General features: G+C 73.5%; 17 protein-coding genes and 1 pseudogene. 8 read left to right on the forward strand and 10 right to left on the reverse strand.

Translation table 11 applies throughout. The annotated features are described in order from the left end of the window. Positions 1–28: 28 nt before the first annotated feature. Entirely contained in the window at positions 29–424 is a 396-nt protein-coding gene (locus tag BFL37_RS13685) for a phage holin family protein (protein WP_086515632.1), read from the forward strand. A gap of 8 nt (positions 425–432) precedes the next feature. On the opposite strand, the gene BFL37_RS13690 is transcribed toward BFL37_RS13685, so the two are convergent. Together BFL37_RS13690 and BFL37_RS13695 are read right to left on the reverse strand one after the other, a co-directional pair. Then, positions 433–1,794 (reverse strand): hypothetical protein, encoded by a 1,362-nt coding sequence (locus BFL37_RS13690; RefSeq protein WP_086515633.1) that lies wholly within the window; start codon positions 1,792–1,794, stop codon positions 433–435. After that, complete coding sequence (locus BFL37_RS13695; RefSeq protein ID WP_086515634.1) at positions 1,791–2,114, reverse strand: hypothetical protein; 324 nt, start codon at positions 2,112–2,114, stop codon at positions 1,791–1,793. The genes BFL37_RS13690 and BFL37_RS13695 overlap by 4 nt, the downstream gene beginning before the upstream one ends. A gap of 133 nt (positions 2,115–2,247) precedes the next feature. Here BFL37_RS13695 and BFL37_RS13700 point away from each other — a divergent pair, with 133 nt between their 5' ends. Continuing rightward, positions 2,248–2,775 (forward strand): low molecular weight protein-tyrosine-phosphatase, encoded by a 528-nt coding sequence (locus tag BFL37_RS13700; protein ID WP_086515635.1) that lies wholly within the window; start codon positions 2,248–2,250, stop codon positions 2,773–2,775. Between the two features lie 13 nt (positions 2,776–2,788). Continuing rightward, entirely contained in the window at positions 2,789–4,171 is a 1,383-nt protein-coding gene (gene purB / locus BFL37_RS13705) for an adenylosuccinate lyase (protein ID WP_086515636.1), read from the forward strand. 90 nt (positions 4,172–4,261) lie between these two features. On the opposite strand, the gene BFL37_RS13710 is transcribed toward purB, so the two are convergent. Continuing rightward, a complete protein-coding gene (locus tag BFL37_RS13710; RefSeq protein ID WP_086515743.1) occupies positions 4,262–4,531 on the reverse strand; it encodes a hypothetical protein in 270 nt (89 codons plus the stop codon). 2 nt (positions 4,532–4,533) lie between these two features. Beyond that, positions 4,534–5,208, reverse strand: a complete 675-nt coding sequence (locus BFL37_RS13715; RefSeq protein ID WP_241534087.1) for a DUF308 domain-containing protein — start codon at positions 5,206–5,208, stop codon at positions 4,534–4,536. A gap of 371 nt (positions 5,209–5,579) precedes the next feature. Here BFL37_RS13715 and ppgK point away from each other — a divergent pair, with 371 nt between their 5' ends. Together ppgK and BFL37_RS13725 are read left to right on the forward strand one after the other, a co-directional pair. Then, positions 5,580–6,500 carry a polyphosphate--glucose phosphotransferase gene (ppgK, locus tag BFL37_RS13720; RefSeq protein ID WP_086515744.1) on the forward strand — a complete coding sequence of 307 codons (921 nt, stop codon included), beginning with the start codon at positions 5,580–5,582 and terminating at the stop codon, positions 6,498–6,500. A 114-nt stretch (positions 6,501–6,614) separates the two neighbouring features. After that, on the forward strand, positions 6,615–7,730 hold the full coding sequence (locus tag BFL37_RS13725) for a glycerate kinase (protein ID WP_086515638.1): 1,116 nt from the start codon (positions 6,615–6,617) through the stop codon (positions 7,728–7,730). 12 nt (positions 7,731–7,742) lie between these two features. On the opposite strand, the gene BFL37_RS13730 is transcribed toward BFL37_RS13725, so the two are convergent. Continuing rightward, positions 7,743–8,936, reverse strand: a complete 1,194-nt coding sequence (locus BFL37_RS13730; RefSeq protein ID WP_086515639.1) for a glycosyltransferase — start codon at positions 8,934–8,936, stop codon at positions 7,743–7,745. A gap of 202 nt (positions 8,937–9,138) precedes the next feature. Between BFL37_RS13730 and BFL37_RS13735 the strand changes: the two genes are divergently transcribed. From BFL37_RS13735 to BFL37_RS13745, 3 genes are all read left to right on the forward strand, one after another. Next, positions 9,139–9,528: a MerR family transcriptional regulator gene (locus BFL37_RS13735; protein WP_086515640.1), complete on the forward strand. Its 390-nt coding sequence runs from the start codon at positions 9,139–9,141 to the stop codon at positions 9,526–9,528. Positions 9,529–9,592: 64 nt separating this feature from the next. Next, the gene (locus tag BFL37_RS13740; RefSeq protein WP_086515641.1) at positions 9,593–11,218 is read left to right on the forward strand and encodes a peptide chain release factor 3; all 1,626 of its coding nucleotides are present in this window, start codon (positions 9,593–9,595) and stop codon (positions 11,216–11,218) included. A gap of 93 nt (positions 11,219–11,311) precedes the next feature. Continuing rightward, complete coding sequence (locus BFL37_RS13745; RefSeq protein WP_346962708.1) at positions 11,312–11,722, forward strand: CHY zinc finger protein; 411 nt, start codon at positions 11,312–11,314, stop codon at positions 11,720–11,722. 100 nt (positions 11,723–11,822) lie between these two features. On the opposite strand, the gene dnaB is transcribed toward BFL37_RS13745, so the two are convergent. The 5 genes and pseudogenes from dnaB to rpsF all read right to left on the reverse strand — a co-directional run. Continuing rightward, positions 11,823–13,202: a replicative DNA helicase gene (gene dnaB / locus BFL37_RS13750; protein ID WP_012039646.1), complete on the reverse strand. Its 1,380-nt coding sequence runs from the start codon at positions 13,200–13,202 to the stop codon at positions 11,823–11,825. 457 nt (positions 13,203–13,659) lie between these two features. Beyond that, positions 13,660–14,112: a 50S ribosomal protein L9 gene (gene rplI, locus BFL37_RS13755; protein WP_012039647.1), complete on the reverse strand. Its 453-nt coding sequence runs from the start codon at positions 14,110–14,112 to the stop codon at positions 13,660–13,662. An 11-nt stretch (positions 14,113–14,123) separates the two neighbouring features. Next, positions 14,124–14,387 carry a 30S ribosomal protein S18 gene (rpsR, locus tag BFL37_RS13760; RefSeq protein ID WP_012039648.1) on the reverse strand — a complete coding sequence of 88 codons (264 nt, stop codon included), beginning with the start codon at positions 14,385–14,387 and terminating at the stop codon, positions 14,124–14,126. Positions 14,388–14,423: 36 nt separating this feature from the next. Continuing rightward, entirely contained in the window at positions 14,424–14,978 is a 555-nt protein-coding gene (locus tag BFL37_RS13765; protein ID WP_086515642.1) for a single-stranded DNA-binding protein, read from the reverse strand. Between the two features lie 102 nt (positions 14,979–15,080). Continuing rightward, positions 15,081–15,425: pseudogene (gene rpsF / locus BFL37_RS13770) on the reverse strand (30S ribosomal protein S6); the annotation flags it as partial. Between the last annotated feature and the right edge of the window lie 160 nt (positions 15,426–15,585).

Raw genomic sequence — 15,585 nt, forward strand, 5'->3', positions numbered from 1 at the left:
CCGGGGTGGCGTCTGCGAGGATCGCAGCATGCCCCGATTCCTCGTCCGCGTGGTCGTCAACGCCGTCGCGCTCTGGCTCACCACGCTCATCGTCTCCGGCACCATCGTGACCGCCTACGAACCGGGCGACACCACGGCCACCGTGCTCACCTACCTGCTGCTCGGCGCGATCTTCGGCGTCGTGAACGGCGTGATCGGCACGGCCATCCGGATCGTGGCGTTCCCCCTCTACATCCTCACGCTGGGTCTCATCGCGCTCATCGTCAACGGCCTGCTGTTCCTCCTGGTGGGCGCGATCTCCGACGCGCTCGGCTTCGGCCTCACGGTCGAGGGCTTCTGGTGGGGCGTCCTGGGGGCCCTGCTCATGGCGCTGTTCAGCTGGCTCGTGGGGCTCGTGCTCCGACCGGTGACCGCGAGGGGCTGACCCGCGCGTCACATCCCACCGCCCGACGCGCGCGACGGGGCGAGGTGCCCCCGCTCCGCCCGGTAGAGGTGGGATGCGATCGGCGTCGCGCCGTCGAGGAAGCCGTGGAGCTCGTCGCGCGCCCGGGCCAGGAGCGGTGAGCGCGAGGCGTCCATCTCGTCCGCCGTCGCCCGGTACGTGCCGAGCTCGTGCGCATCGAGGGGAGCCGCAGGCGCCGTCGGCCCGAACGCGGGCGTGCGCACCACGACGTCGTCGCCCGCGTCGCCATCGGACGGACGCACGCCCCCGAGGGCGGGCACGGGGTCGTCGGTGTGCTCGACCGCCACGCCGTCGATCCCCCGGCGCAGCGGCAGCTGCCCGACCGGGGAGCCGAACGTGAGCTCGTGGGTGACGTGGAAGCCCGGTGCGTCGCCCACCGATCGCGCGAGGATCCCGCCCATCGAGTAGCCGACGACGTACACCTCGTCGTCGGCGGTCGCTCCGGCCTCGCGCAGTGCCGTCTCGGCGGCGTGGACGGCGGACCCGCCCTCCGTCGCGAGCGCGGCGGCCGCCGAGGCGGGTCCGAAGTCCTCGCGCCCGGTGCGGGGATCCAGGGTCACCATGCCGCCGAGGTAGGCCACGAAGCGTCGGCTCCCGTCCGCGCCTCGGTACTCCTCCACGCGCATCTGGGCCTGGCCCGGCACCGGGTCGGGGATGCGGTCGGCCAGCTCGCCCAGGCTGGTCGGCGCCGACCGCAGCGCGTCGGTGCCGACGCGGACGGCGGCCGGCGCGTCGCGCAGGAGGCCGACGGCGCCCAGCGCGGCGAGGATGCCCGCGGTCGTCTCCCGCACGCCGTCGTCGCCGGCCGGGAGGCTCGACAGGAAGCGCGTGGCCGAGGCCGCGACGTCCGAGACGGCGTCCCGGGTCACGGCGGGCAGCATGATCCGGCCGGGCCCCTCCGGATGGACGGCGAGGATGCTGGCCAGACCCAGCAGCCGGAGCACGTCCGTCACCGGCCGGAGGATCGCGCCGGGCACGCCGCCCTCTCCCCATCCGCCGTCCGTGGCAGCCCCGCCCGACGCGGATCGCACGCAGCGGTCGACGTCGCGCTCCCCGTCCGCGTACTCGGCGGCGGCGCGGCGCAGGTCGACGGCGAGCGCGCGGGCGTCGTGGGCGGCGGACGCCAGGATGCCGCGGGGCGCGTCGAGGCCCGCGTCGTGCTCGCCCGTGACGGTCGCCACGAGGGGCGGCAGGGCGAGCGCGCGGGCGTGCTCGTCCAGCCGTCCGCCCGCCTCGTCGAGCCGCGCGGCGATGCGCGTGAGGTCGTCCGTCTCGACAGCCGTGCCGCCCCCCACGGTGACGGCGAGGCTGGGGGATGCGCCGTCGGTCACGAGTGCGAACCCGGGCAGCCGGGTGCGGATCCCGCCGTGCGCTGCGCGTCGTGGAGCAGGGTCCCGGCGAGCGCCACCCGACCCGCGAGGTCGTCGAGCGCGCGCGTGAAGGCGTCGTGCGCGCGACCGGACCACGAGGGGTCGTCGCGGTACGCCCCGATGTCCCGGTGCGTCTCCGCCACGGCGTCGGCGAGGACGGCGAGCGCGTGCGCCCGCGTCCGCGCCTCGGCCCGCAGCTGCCCGGGCGTGCCGCCGCCCGGCCCCGCCCCTCCGCGCGGATCGCCGCCACCCGCACCGCCTGCGCCCGCCTGCTCCTGCATCGCGTCCCCGTCCTCTCCCGGTCGACCCGCATCGTGCCGCGACGCGCGAGAGGAGCCCCGCCGGGCGCCGCATCCGGGGGACGGGGACGGGACCGGGGATGTGGGGAGGGATCGCAGCCGACAGAATGAGCGCATGGGAGCCCCCGACTCTCCGGTCACGACGGCGCCACCCGTCTTCCGGATCGCCTTCGTCTGCACCGGCAACATCTGCCGCTCCCCGATGGCGGAGGTCGTCTTCCGCGACCTGGTGCAGCGGGCCGGCCACGCGGATCGCGTCTCCGTGACGAGCGCGGGCACGGGCGACTGGCACGTGGGCGAGCAGGCCGACGCGCGCACACTGGCCGCGCTCGAGCGGCGCGGCCTGTCGGGATCCGCGCACCGCGCCAAGCAGTTCGACCCGGACACCCTGCCCGACCTCGACCTGGTGGTCGTGTTCGACCGCGGCCAGGAGCGGACGCTGCGCCAGTGGGCCCGGACGGAGGCGGACCGGGCGAAGATCCACCTGCTGCTGTCGTTCGACCCTCCACAGGCGCACCTGCGGGACGTGCCCGACCCGTACTACACGGACGCGGCGATGTTCGATCGGGTTCTTGGGATGATAGACCGAGCCGCCCGGGCCCTCCTCGCGCAGGTCGAGCCCGGCATCCGTCCCCCCAGCTAGGAGATCCCCCCGCATGAGCCCGTTGCCCCCGCAGGTGCTGAGCCCCCTCGACGGCCGCTACGCCCCCGTCGTCACCGAGCTCGGCGAGCACCTCTCGGAGGCGGGGCTCAACCGGGCGCGCGTCCACGTCGAGATCGAGTGGCTCATCCACCTCACCGACCGGTCGCTCCTCTCCTCCTCGCCCTTCACGGACGCGCAGAAGGCGGCGCTGCGCGAGGTCGTCGCGGGCTTCGGGCAGGAGCAGATCGACGCGCTCGCCCGCGTCGAGGCCGTCACCCGCCACGACGTGAAGGCCGTCGAGTACTTCGTGCGCGACCGCCTGGAGGAGCTCGGCCTCGGGCACGCCGCCGAGCTCACGCACTTCGCCTGCACGAGCGAGGACATCAACAACCTCTCCTACGCGCTCGTCATCGACCGGGCGGTGCGCGAGGTCTGGCTGCCGAAGCTCGTCTCCGTCATCGGCGCGCTGCGCGAGCGCGCCCTCCTCTTCCGCGACGACGCCATGCTGTCCCGCACGCACGGGCAGCCGGCGACCCCCACCACCCTCGGCAAGGAGCTCGCGGTGTTCGTGCATCGGCTCGAGCGCCTGCGGGCCGACGTGGAGGACGTCGAGGTGCTCGGCAAGTTCAGCGGCGCCACCGGCACGTTCGCCGCGCACCTCGCCGCCGACGCGGACGTCGACTGGCCCGCCGAGTCGCGCGCGTTCGTCACGGGGCTGGGCCTCGTGTGGAACCCGCTCACGACCCAGATCGAGTCGCACGACTGGCAGGCCGAGCTCTACACGCGCATCGCGCACGTCAACCGGGTGCTGCACAACCTCTGCACCGACGTGTGGACCTACATCTCCATGGGCTACTTCCGGCAGATCCCGCAGGCCGGCGCCACCGGGTCGTCCACCATGCCGCACAAGATCAACCCCATCCGGTTCGAGAACGCCGAGGCCAACCTCGAGCTGTCGGACGCGCTGCTCGACTCGCTCGCGTCCACGCTCGTCACGTCGCGCCTGCAGCGCGACCTCACCGACTCCACGACGCAGCGCAACGTCGGCGTGGCGCTCGGCCACTCGCTGCTGGCGCTCGACAACATCGGACGCGGCCTGCTCGAGATCGACGTCGACCGGGCGCTGCTCGCCTCCGACCTCGACGCGAACTGGGAGATCCTCGGCGAGGCCATCCAGACGGTCATCCGCGCGGAGATCGTGGCGGGGCGCAGCTCCATCAGCGACCCGTACGCCGTGCTCAAGGAGCTCACGCGTGGCAAGCGCGTGGGACGCGACGAGATGCGCGCGTTCGTGACCGGGCTCGACATCGGGGATCAGGCGAAGGCGCGGCTGCTCGAGCTCACGCCCACCGGGTACGCGGGGCTGGCGTCGCAGCTGGTCGACCACATCCTCTGAGGCGGGACGAGGTCGGCCTCGGGGCGCATGCTCCGGGCCGGCCGCGGCCGGTCACGGGAAGCGGCGCCGCTCGCGACGAGCGCGGCCGGGTCAGTGCCGCGTGGGCCGGTCCGGGTGGTCCTGCTCGTCCATGTCCTGCAGCTCGTCGCGGTTCGGCTTGAACGACAGCGCGAGCATGGCGAGCATCACGAGCGCGCCGATGAACGCGACGCCCGTGAAGACGATCACGACCGTCCAGCCCTGGCCGTCGGCGGGTCGAGTGCTGAGCGCGACGATGACGCCCACGAACGCGGCGAGGGCGCCCGCGATGCCGAGCAGCTCGGCGGGGCGCATGCGGTCCTTGCGGATGTTGGAAGTCACGGTCAGCTCGCGCTCTCGGTGGTCCGGGGGGCGTCCGCCGCGGAGGTCGCGGTGGGCGTTGAGGTGCCCCATTTCATGCTCAGTGCGGCGATGACCAGGAAGACCCCGACGATCGCCGCGTAGGCGCCCAGGAGGCCGACGGCCACGACGGGCGCGGTGAGCTGTCCCTCGCGCTGCTCGACCCCGCCGTACTGGACGACGAGGTCCGGCGGCACCAGGAGGAAGGCGACGGCGAGCACGACGGTGAGCGCGCCGGTGGTGATCGCGTCGGAGGCGCCGGGCGCGCGACCGCGCGAGCGCAGGCCGGCGACGAGCTCCAGGAAGCCGGTGATCGCGGCCCAGACGCTGACGACGTACAGCAGGACGAGGACGCCCCCGTCGCGGGCGAGCAGCGCCGCGACGCCGGCGACGACGGTGAGCGCGCCCTGCACGACGGAGCCCGTCCGCAGCCGGGCGGCGGGCCCGCGGAGGGCGCGCGCGCCGAGGCCGGCCGTGATGGCGCCGGAGAGGATCGCGAAGACGCCGAACGCCACGAGGCCGAGGGCCGGCGAGTGGTCGCTGGAGAAGGTGATGAACACGGCGAGCGCCAGGGCGGGCAGTGCGCGCAGGAGGAGCACGGGCCAGTACGCCGCCCGGAACGTCAGCTCGTCCTCGGACACGGCAGCCTCTCTCTCCATCCGGGCCAGCCTACTCGGTGGGTTCCTGGGCGGATGCTCGGCCGGAGCCCCGCGACGACGGCCCCGTCGAGCTGGCCTAGGCTCGGTGGGTGACGAGTCCCCTCCCCCGTCTGGCCGCCGCGGCGGCCGGTGCGGTCGTCGGGCTCGCGTTGGTCTGCGCCGTGGGCGTGGCCTGCGGGATCGTCTACGCGAACCGGGCGTTCTAGGACGCGGCAGCCGGGACGTCGTCAGCGATGATGCGCGACCCGGGTCCGCCCGTCCACGGCCGCCTCGCGCCGCAGCCCCACCGCCCGACCGCGCGCCGCACCCGCCCCGCGCCCCTGACCGCAACCGGATCCGCAGACCGCGACCCGCAACCGAGAGGCCCCGCCGTGCCCCAGCCCGAGACCGCGCCGCGGCCCGCCTCCGTCGACGGGCGGACGCACGACGGCGGCCCGACGCGTTCTGGCGGCCCGGCGGCCGGCGGCTTCATCCCCGTCGACCGCGCCGTCGTCGCCGCCCCCGAGGGCGCCAAGGCCGCCCTCGCCCGCCGCGACCGGCTCGCTCTCGGCATCGACATCGGCGGCACGACGCTCAAGGCCGGCATCGTCGACGTCGCCACGGGGATCCGACTCACCGAGCGCATGACCGTCGCGAAGCCCGTCGGCGGCGAGCCCGAGGACATCGCGGACGTGATCGCGGAGATCGTGCTGGAGCTCACGCCCGAGGAGGACCTGCCGGTGGGCGTCGGCGTCCCGGGCATCGTGCGGCACGGCATCGTCCGCTCCTCCGCCCACATCTCCGACCGCTGGCTCGGCATGGACGCGCGCACCGCGATCCGCGAGCGCAGCGGGATCGACGTGCTCACCGTGAACGACGCCGACGCCGCCGGGGTGGCGGAGCTCGAGTACGGCGTGCTGCAGGGCCGCGGCGGCCTCGTGATCCTCACCACCCTCGGCACCGGCATAGGCACGGCGCTGCTGCACGACGGCACGCTGATCCCGAACAGCGAGCTGGGCCACGTCCACATCGACGGCGGCGACTACGAGATGCAGGCCGCGTTCTCCGCGGTGCGGCGCGAGGGGCTGACCTTCGAGGAGTGGGCCGCGCGGCTGGAGCGGTACTACCGGCACCTCGAGTCGATCATGTCGCCCGACCTCATCGTGGTGGGCGGCGCGGCGGCGCACGAGTTCGCGCGCTTCGAGGGCTTCCTGCACCTCGACACGGAGATCATCGCGGCGAGCCGGGGCAACGACGCCGGGCTGGTCGGCGCGGCGCTGCTCGCGCACCGGGCGGGCGTCGCGCCGGACTGATCCGGTCCGCTGCTGCGGGGCGGGACGTCGCACGGCCCGGGCCGACGTGACCGGACCCGGCCCGGCGGACGCGGCCGACCGGACCGCTCACGCCCCGTCCGGCAGACTGGCGCCATGAGCACCGCCGCTCCCCGCCCGCTGCGCGTCGTCGTGTCCCCCGACTCGCTGACCGGATCCGCCACCGCCGTCGACGCCGCACGGGCCCTCCGCCGCGGCTGGCTGCGCGCGCGGCCCGGCGACGACGTGGTGATCGCGCCCATGGCCGACGGCGGGCAGGGCACGCTCGACGTGCTCGCGGCGGCGGTCCCGGGCGCACGCCGCGTCCCCGTCGGCGTCACCGGGCCCGACGACCGGCCGGTCGACGCGCACTGGCTCCTGCTGCCCGACGGCACGGGCGTCGTCGAGATCGCGTCGACGAGCGGGATCACGCTGCTGGATCCGCTCCGCCCGCTCGGCGCCCACACCCGCGGGTTCGGCCAGGCGATCCGCGCGGCCCTCGACGCCGGCGTCCCGCGCCTGCTGCTCGCGCTCGGCGGCAGCTCGTCGACCGACGGGGGCGTGGGCGCGCTCCAGGAGCTCGGTGCGCGGGCCCTCCGCGGCGACGGATCCGCGGCGGACGACGGGGGCGGCGCCCTCGCGGGCATCGCGACGCTCGACCTCACGACGCTCCGGACGCTCCCGCCCGGCGGCGCCCTGATCCTCGGCGACGTCGACGCGCCCCTCACCGGACCCGCGGGCGCCGCCGCCGTCTACGGCCCGCAGAAGGGCGCGACGCCGGCGGACGTGCACGCGCTCGACGCCGGCCTCGCGCACCTCGCCGGCCTCCTCGGCGTGGATCCGGCCACCCCGGGCGCGGGCGCGGCCGGGGGCACCGCGGCGGGCCTCCTCGCGTGGGGCGCGGTCGCGGGATCCGGATCCGCGGGCGTGGCCCACGCGATCGGGCTGGCGGAGCTCGTCGCGGGCGCCGACGTCGTGATCACCGGCGAGGGCCGCTTCGACGCGCAGTCGCGGACGGGCAAGGTCGCCTCGCGCGTGCTCGACCTCGCGCGGGAGCACGAGATCGCGGCGATCCTCGTGGCCGGCTCCGTCGCGGCGCCCACCGACGGGTTCGCCGCCGTGCGCTCGCTCGCCGACCTGGCCGGATCCGTCGACGCCGCCCGCGCCGACGCCGCGACGTGGCTCGAGCGCGCCGCGGAGGACGTCGCGCGCGGACGGGCGTGGATCGGCTGAGCCGCGCGCGCGTCAGCTCCCCGCGACCGCCATCCGCCGCTGGAGCGCGCGGTACTCCCCCGCGACGTCCTCCGCCGCGACGTCCCACGTGCGTCGTGCCGCATGCGCCCGCGCCGACGCCGAGAGCCGCGCGAGGGCGGGCCGGTCGGCGAGCAGGTCGCGGATCGCCCGGGCCCAGTCCGCGGGATCCCGCGACGGCACGAACACGCCGCTCACGCCCTCCCGCACCGAGTCGACGAGCCCCTCCGTCCGCGACGCGACGACGGGCGTGCCGCACGCGGCCGCCTCGAGCGCCACGAGCCCGTAGGTCTCCGCCGCCGACGGCATGAGCGCGAGGTGCGCCCCGGCGAGCGTCCGCGCGGTCGCGGCCCGGTCGAGCGCGCCCGCGAAGACGACGTCGTCCTCGAGGCCGAGCGAATGCACGAGCGCGTGCAGGCTCGCGGCGTACGCGTCCCGGCCGGGCGAGACGCCGCCGGCGATCACGAGCAGGGGCCGTGTCGCGGGCTCCAGCAGGGCGAGGGCCCGGAGCGCGACGTCCTGCCCCTTGAGCGGCTGGATCCGCCCGAGCAGCACGATCCGCGCCCGCCCGCCGCCGTCGCGGCCCGACGGCTCCCGCAGGAACGCCCCCTCCACGCCCGGCGCCACGACGTGCACGGCGGCGGGATCCGCGTCGTACTCCTCCACGAGCAGCCGCTTCTCCGACTCCGCGGACGCGACCACGAGGTCCGACGCGCGCACGAGCCGCCCCTCGTCCGCGAGCCGGGCCGCCGGCTCCGGGGTGTCCCCCGCCACCAGCCGCCGGTTCTTGCCCGCGGACACCGAGTGCAGCGTCAGCACGTGCGGCACGCCCCAGGCGCGCGCGACCGGCAGCGCCGCCACGGCCGACAGCCAGTAGTGGGCGTGCACGACGTCGGCCGGCGGCAGCGCGGCGAGCGCGTCCGCGAACGCCCCCGTGATCCCGGGCAGCTCCTCCTTCGCGAGCGGGCCGGCCGGCCCCGCGCGCAGCGACACCAGCTCCACGCCCGGCGCGACGTCCCGCACCTCGGGGTCCGCCGGATCCGCGGCCCGCGTGATCAGCCGCACCTCGTGCCCCTGCCGCCCCAGGCTCCGCGCGAGCTCCAGGAGGTAGACGTTGAGCCCGCCGGCGTCGCCGGTGCTGGGCGTCTGGATCGGCGACGTGTGCAGCGAGACGAACGCGATCCTCATGAGCCCGATCCTACGAGCGGTCGTCCGGCCGGGCCGCGGGAGACGGCTCGGGGGCCTCCGCGCCGACCCGCCGCCGCGCCGACGCCGCCCGGACGGGGGCGGTGCCCCGACGCCCCCGATCCGGGAGAATGACCGGATGCGGTCACCCGGCCGCACCCCGCCCACCCTCTCCTGACCCGGGAGAGCCCGTCTGGAGGCACGCATGACGCGCCCTGTCGGCCCCGCGACCATGCAGATCGGCGAGCTCGCCGAGCGCACCGGCCTCTCGCACCGCACGCTCCGCCACTACGACGAGACCGGGCTCCTGCGCCCGTCCGGCCGTTCCGACGGCGGCTTCCGCCTCTACACGGACGAGGACCTGGAACGGCTCCTCCTCATCCGCCGGATGAAGCCGCTCGGCTTCTCCCTGGAGGAGATGATGCGCCTGCTCGAGGTCTCGGACGCCCTCGACGCCGCCGGGCCGGACGACGACACCGCGTCGCTCCGTGCGGACCTCGCCGCGTTCGTCGTGGACGCCGAGGAGCGCCGCCGCCGCCTCGCGGAGCACCTCGCCATGGCCGACGAGTTCCTCGACCGGCTCCGCGCGCGCTGACCGGCGCGGCCCGCGGGCCCTGCCCGGCGCGGACCCTCACGTGACGGCCTCGTACCATGGGGAGGTGTCGACCATCACCCCTCCCCGCGCGCCCGCCTCGGCGTCCGCCTCCCCCGTGCTCCGCGAGGCGTCGCGTCGTCGCACCTTCGCCGTCATCTCCCACCCCGACGCGGGCAAGTCCACGCTCACCGAGGCGCTGCTGCTGCACGCGCACGCCATCGGATCCGCGGGCGCCGTGCACGGCAAGCAGGGCCGCAAGTCCACGGTCTCCGACTGGATGGACATGGAGAAGGAGCGCGGCATCTCCGTGAGCTCCGCCGCGATCCAGTTCACCCACCGCGACACCGTGATGAACGTCGTCGACACCCCCGGCCACGCCGACTTCTCCGAGGACACCTACCGCGTGCTCTCCGCGGTGGACGCCGCGATCATGCTCGTCGACGCCTCCCGCGGCCTCGAGACCCAGACCATGAAGCTGTTCGAGGTGTGCCGGCAGCGCCGCATCCCGATCATCACCGTCATCAACAAGTGGGACCGCCCCGGCCGCGAGCCGCTCGACCTCATGGACGAGATCAAGGAGCGGACGGGCCTCCTGCCCACCCCGCTCACCTGGCCGGTCGGCGAGTCCGGCGCCTTCTTCGGCGTCGTCGACCGCTCCACCGGCGAGTGCGTGCACTTCACGCGCACGGCCGGCGGCGCGAGCATCGCCCCCGAGACCCGCATGTCGCCCGAGGAGGCCCTGGCCGCGGCCGGATCCGCATGGACGGACGCGGTCGAGGAGAGCGAGCTGCTGCACGAGGAGGGCCAGGACCACGACGAGGAGTCGTTCCTCGCCCGCCGCACCACGCCCGTGCTCTTCGCGGCCGCGGTGCTCAACTTCGGGGTGACCCACATCCTCGACGCTCTCGACGCCATCGCGCCCGCCGCGCAGCCGCGCCCCGACGACAAGGACCGCACGCGCCCCGTCGAGGAGGACTTCTCCGGCTTCGTCTTCAAGGTGCAGTCGGGCATGAACACCGCGCACCGCGACCGCCTCGCGTTCATGCGGATCTGCTCGGGCGTCTTCCACCGCGGCATGACCGTCACGCACGCCCAGACCGGCCGCCCCTTCGTCACGAAGTACGCGCAGCAGCTCTTCGGCCGCGAGCGCTCCACCGTCGACGACGCCTACCCGGGCGACGTCGTGGGCCTCGTCAACGCCTCCAACATCCGCGTCGGCGACACGCTCTTCGACGGCGCGCCCGTGACCTTCCCGCGCCTCCCGCAGTTCGCGCCCGAGCTCTTCCGCGTGGTGCGCTCCAAGGACACGAGCACGCACAAGCAGTTCCGCAAGGGCATCGAGCAGCTCGACCACGAGGGCGTCATCCAGGTGATGCGCTCCGACCTCCGCGGCGACCAGGCACCGGTCCTCGGCGCGGTCGGCCCCATGCAGTTCGAGGTCGTCGTCGAGCGCATGACGAACGAGTTCCGCGCACCTCTGCGGATGGAGCCGCTCGAGTACCAGGTGGCGCGCATCACCGACGCGGCATCCGCACCGGCCCTCGCGAAGACGATCGGCGTCGAGGTCCTCGTCCGCTCGGACGGCACCCACATCGCCCTGATCACCACCCCGTGGCGCCTCAAGGCCATCGAGCGCGACAGCCCCGAGCTCACCCTCGTCGACGCCGCGACGGCGCTGCCGGACGCATGACGGCGGACGTGTGATCCCGCGGAGCCGGTCGTGACCCCCTCAGCCGGTCACGACAGGTCGAGCGCTGATCCGAGCCGTACGAGCGTGACCTCCATGACCGGTCACGACCTCGTGGACGCGTCCGTCGGCACCGACGCGTCGGCCATCTCCTCCGGGGCCGTCGGCCGGGACGGGGGCGCGCATGCCTCGGCCATCGTCGTGCTCGGCCCCGCCATCGACGCCCAGACCCGCTGCGTCCACTACGGATCCGCCCTCGACGTCGTCGCCCTCCGCGCCCCCTGCTGCGACGCCTGGTACCCGTGCCACCTCTGCCACGCCGCCGTCGCCGACCACCCGCTCGAGGTGATCCCGCGCGCCGAGCACCACCTGCCCGCCGCGCTCTGCGGCGTCTGCCGCGCGACCATGAGCGTGCCCGAGTACCTCGCGGCCGATGCCTGCCCGAGCTGCGGCGCCGCCTTCAATCCGGGCTGCGCCGCGCACGCCCACCTCTACTTCGCACCCTGAGCCCCTGCTCGGCGCGCGCGTCCGCCGTCGCCCACGAGCTCCCCGCGCCGTTCCGGATCGCGGCGGACGGCCCGGACGCCGACACCAGCCGCGGAAGGAGCTACCCGCCCGCCGGCATGTCCGCGAAGCGCGAGAAGTGCCCGTGGAACCCGACCGTGATGGTGCCGGTCGGGCCGTTGCGGTGCTTGGCGACGATGAAGTCGGCCTCGCCCGCGCGCGGGTTGTCCTTCTCGTAGGCGCTCTCGCGGTGCAGGAGGATGACCATGTCGGCGTCCTGCTCGAGCGATCCGGACTCACGGAGGTCGGAGATGGCCGGCATCTTGTCGGCGCGCTGCTCCGGCCCTCGGTTCAGCTGCGACAGCGCGATGACGGGAACCTGCAGCTCCTTCGCCATGAGCTTGAGCGCACGCGAGAACTCGGAGACCTCCTGCTGGCGCGACTCGACCTTCTTGCCGCTCGTCATGAGCTGCAGGTAGTCGATGACGACCAGCTTCAGCCCGACCTTCTGCTTGAGCCGGCGGCACTTGGCGCGGATCTCGACGAGCGTCATGTTCGGGCTGTCGTCGATGTAGAGCGGTGCGTCGTTGATGCGGCCGCGGGTCTGCGCGATGGTGGTCCAGTCCCGCGCGTCAACGGTGCCCTTGCGCATGCTCTGCAGGGGCACGGAGGCCTCGGCGGAGAGCAGGCGCATCGCGATCTCGCTGCGCCCCATCTCGAGGCTGAAGAAGATGGAGGGCATGTCGTACTTGATGCTCGCGGCCCGGGCGAAGTCGAGCGCCAGGGTCGACTTGCCGAGCGCGGGGCGCGCCGCGACGATGATGAGCTGGCCGGGGTGCAGGCCGTTCGTGAGCGCGTCGAGGTCGGCGAAGCCCGTGGGCACGCCGGTCATCTGGCCGTCCTTGCCCTTGGCCGCCTCGATCTCGTCGATGGCGACGGTGACCGCGTCCGTCAGCGGCACGTAGTCCTCGGCCTCGACGCCGCCCGTGACGCCGTAGATCTCGGCCTGCGCGTTGTTCACGAGGTCCACGACCTCGCCCTCGCTGGCGTAGCCCATCTGCACGATGCGGGTGCCGGCCTCGACCAGGCGCCGCAGCACCGCCTTCTCCGCGACGATGGACGCGTAGAAGCCCGCGTTGGCCGCCGTGGGCACCACGCTCGTGAGCGTATGGAGGTAGTCGGCGCCGCCGGCCCTGCTGAGCTCGCCGAGCTTCGTGAGCTCGTCGGTGACCGCGATGACGTCCGTCGGCTCGCCGTGGGAGTACAGCGACAGGATCGCGTCGAAGATGATCTCGTGCTTGGGGATGTAGAAGTCGATCGCCCGCACCTGCTCGACCGCGTCGGCGACGGCGTCCTTGCTGAGGAGCATGCCGCCGATGGCGCTCTGCTCGGCGAGGAGGTCGTGCGGCGGCGTGCGCTCGTGGCCGGCGCGCTTGTCGCGCTCGTCGCGTTCGCCGGCGAGACCCAGATGGGCGATGGACACGTGCGGCTCCCCTCGGACGGCTGGGCGGATGCGCCCGCACGACCGTTCTAGCTCGGACCTCCGACACCGCCCGGGACGGGGTCGACCGGACCGCTCACGGGTCCTCTCGCGACCCGTTCGACGGGCGCTGCCCCACGATATGGATCGACCCCCCACGGCACCAAATGCGCCTGTGGACGAGGGTGTGGACAAAGTGGGCGAAACGCCGGGGATCGTGTGGAGTACCTGGGGATGGGCCTGTGCACTACCGGCATATTTCAGGACGGAATGCAGTTCTGACCAGGGCCTAGAAGTTCCACACCCGATGTGGGAAAACTAGTCTGCACCAGGGCTTGAGAGTTCGTCTGCTAGGGCCGGGCCTGTGGATGGGCCTGGGGATCCGGTGCCCTCTGACCGGCCGGTTAACCGCCGATGGCGGTGGGCTCCAAGAGCCCACCGCCATCGATCTCGTGCTGCGTTACTTCGCGGCGACGACCTGCAGGCTGATCGTGGCGACGATGTCGTCACGGAGCCGGATCGTGGCCTCGTGGTTGCCCGTGGCCTTGATGGCGTTGGGGATCTCGATCTTGCGCTTGTCGACCTGGCCGATGCCCGACTCCTCGACCGCCTTGGCGATGTCGGACGTCTTGACGGAGCCGAAGAGGCGCCCGCCCTGGCCGGCCTTGACGGTCAGCTTGACGATCTTGGCCTCGAGGCGGCTCTTGAGGTCCTGCGCCTCCTCGATGGTCGCGTGCTCGCGAGCGGCACGCGCGGCCTTGATCTGCTCGATCTGCTTCTCGCCGCCGCGGCTCCAGATGACCGCGAAGCCCTGGGGCACGAGGTAGTTGCGGGAGAACCCGTTCTTGACCTCGACGACGTCTCCGGGGGAACCGAGGCCGGAGACCTCGGTCGTGAGGATCACTTTCGACATTCCATTACCCCTTAACGGCCGGAGCCGGCGTAGGGGAGAAGTGCCATCTCACGCGCGTTCTTGACTGCGCGCGCGATGAGGCGCTGCTCCTGCACCGAGACACCGGTGATGCGACGAGCGCGGATCTTTCCCCGCTCGGAGATGAACTTGCGGAGGGTGGCGACATCCTTGTAGTCGATGACGCCGACGCGGATGGACTTCGCCGGGGCGGCGTTCTTGCCGCCCTTGGCTCCGCGGAGAGGCTTGCGGCGGTCGCCGCTGCTCTTTCCAGCCATGATTCTTCCTGTCTTTCGTACGTAGTGCGACGAGCCCTAGAAGGGCGTCTCGTCGTTGAAGTTGCCGGGGTTGGACCAACCGCCGTCGCCGCCGCCGGAGTTGCCACCGGAGCTCGCGGGGGTGCCCCACGGCTCCTCGGCCACCTGCTGCTGCTGGGGCTGCCCGCCGCCGAACTGGCCGCGGCCACCGCCACCGGAGTTGCCTCCGCCGGAGTTGCCGCCACCGCCGGCCGCGCGCGTGACCTGCGCGGTCGCGTAGCGGAGCGAGGGGCCGATCTCGTCGACCTCGAGCTCGATGGAGGTGCGCTTCTCGCCCTCCTTCGTCTCGTACGACCGCTGCTTGAGCCGGCCGGTCGCGACGACGCGCGAGCCCTTCGTGAGCGAGGACGCCACGTGCTCGGCGAACTCGCGCCACACGCTGGCACGGAGGAAGAGGGCGTCGCCGTCCTTCCAGTCGTTGCTCGCGCGGTCGAAGGACCTCGGCGTGGATGCGATGGTGAAGTTGGCTACCGCCAGCCCGTTCTGCGTGTACCGCAGCTCCGGATCACTGGTGAGGTTGCCCACGACCGTGATGATGGTTTCGCCGGCCATCGACTACTCCCCGGTCTTCTCGCTGGAAGCAGCCTGCGCTGCCGGCTTGCCGGGCGTCGCCGGAGCGGCGTCCGTGGCGGGAGCCGGAGGTGCGGCGTCCGCGGCCTTGGACGTGGCGGCTGCCTTGCGGGCGGCCTTCTCGTCGGCGAGCTTCGCGGCGGAGGCGACCATGGCCATGGCCTCCTCGGCACGCAGCACCTTGGTGCGCATGACGGCCTCGGAGAGACCCAGCTGGCGGTCGAGCTCCTGCGTGGCCTCGCTCGTGGCGGTGAGCTGCACGACGGCGTAGATGCCCTCGTTCTTCTTGTTGATCTCGTACGCCAGTCGACGACGGCCCCAGACGTCGACGTTGTCGACGGTGCCACCGCTGGTGCGGATGACGTTGAGGAACTTGTCGAGACTGGGAGCGACGGTGCGCTCATCGATCTCGGGATCCAGGATCACCATGAGTTCGTACTGATGCGTCACTAACCCACCTCCTTCGGACTTGAACGGTCGCAGACGATCTGCGACAGGAGGGTATGTGCATCTGTCCGCGCGGGGCAGGGGAATCCCGTTGCCGGGCGGACAACCTCGCAAGACTACCGGATGGGGAGGGGTCGCACCA

This window comes from Clavibacter michiganensis (assembly GCF_002151125.1).
GTDB classification, from domain to species: Bacteria; Actinomycetota; Actinomycetes; order Actinomycetales; family Microbacteriaceae; genus Clavibacter; species Clavibacter michiganensis_C.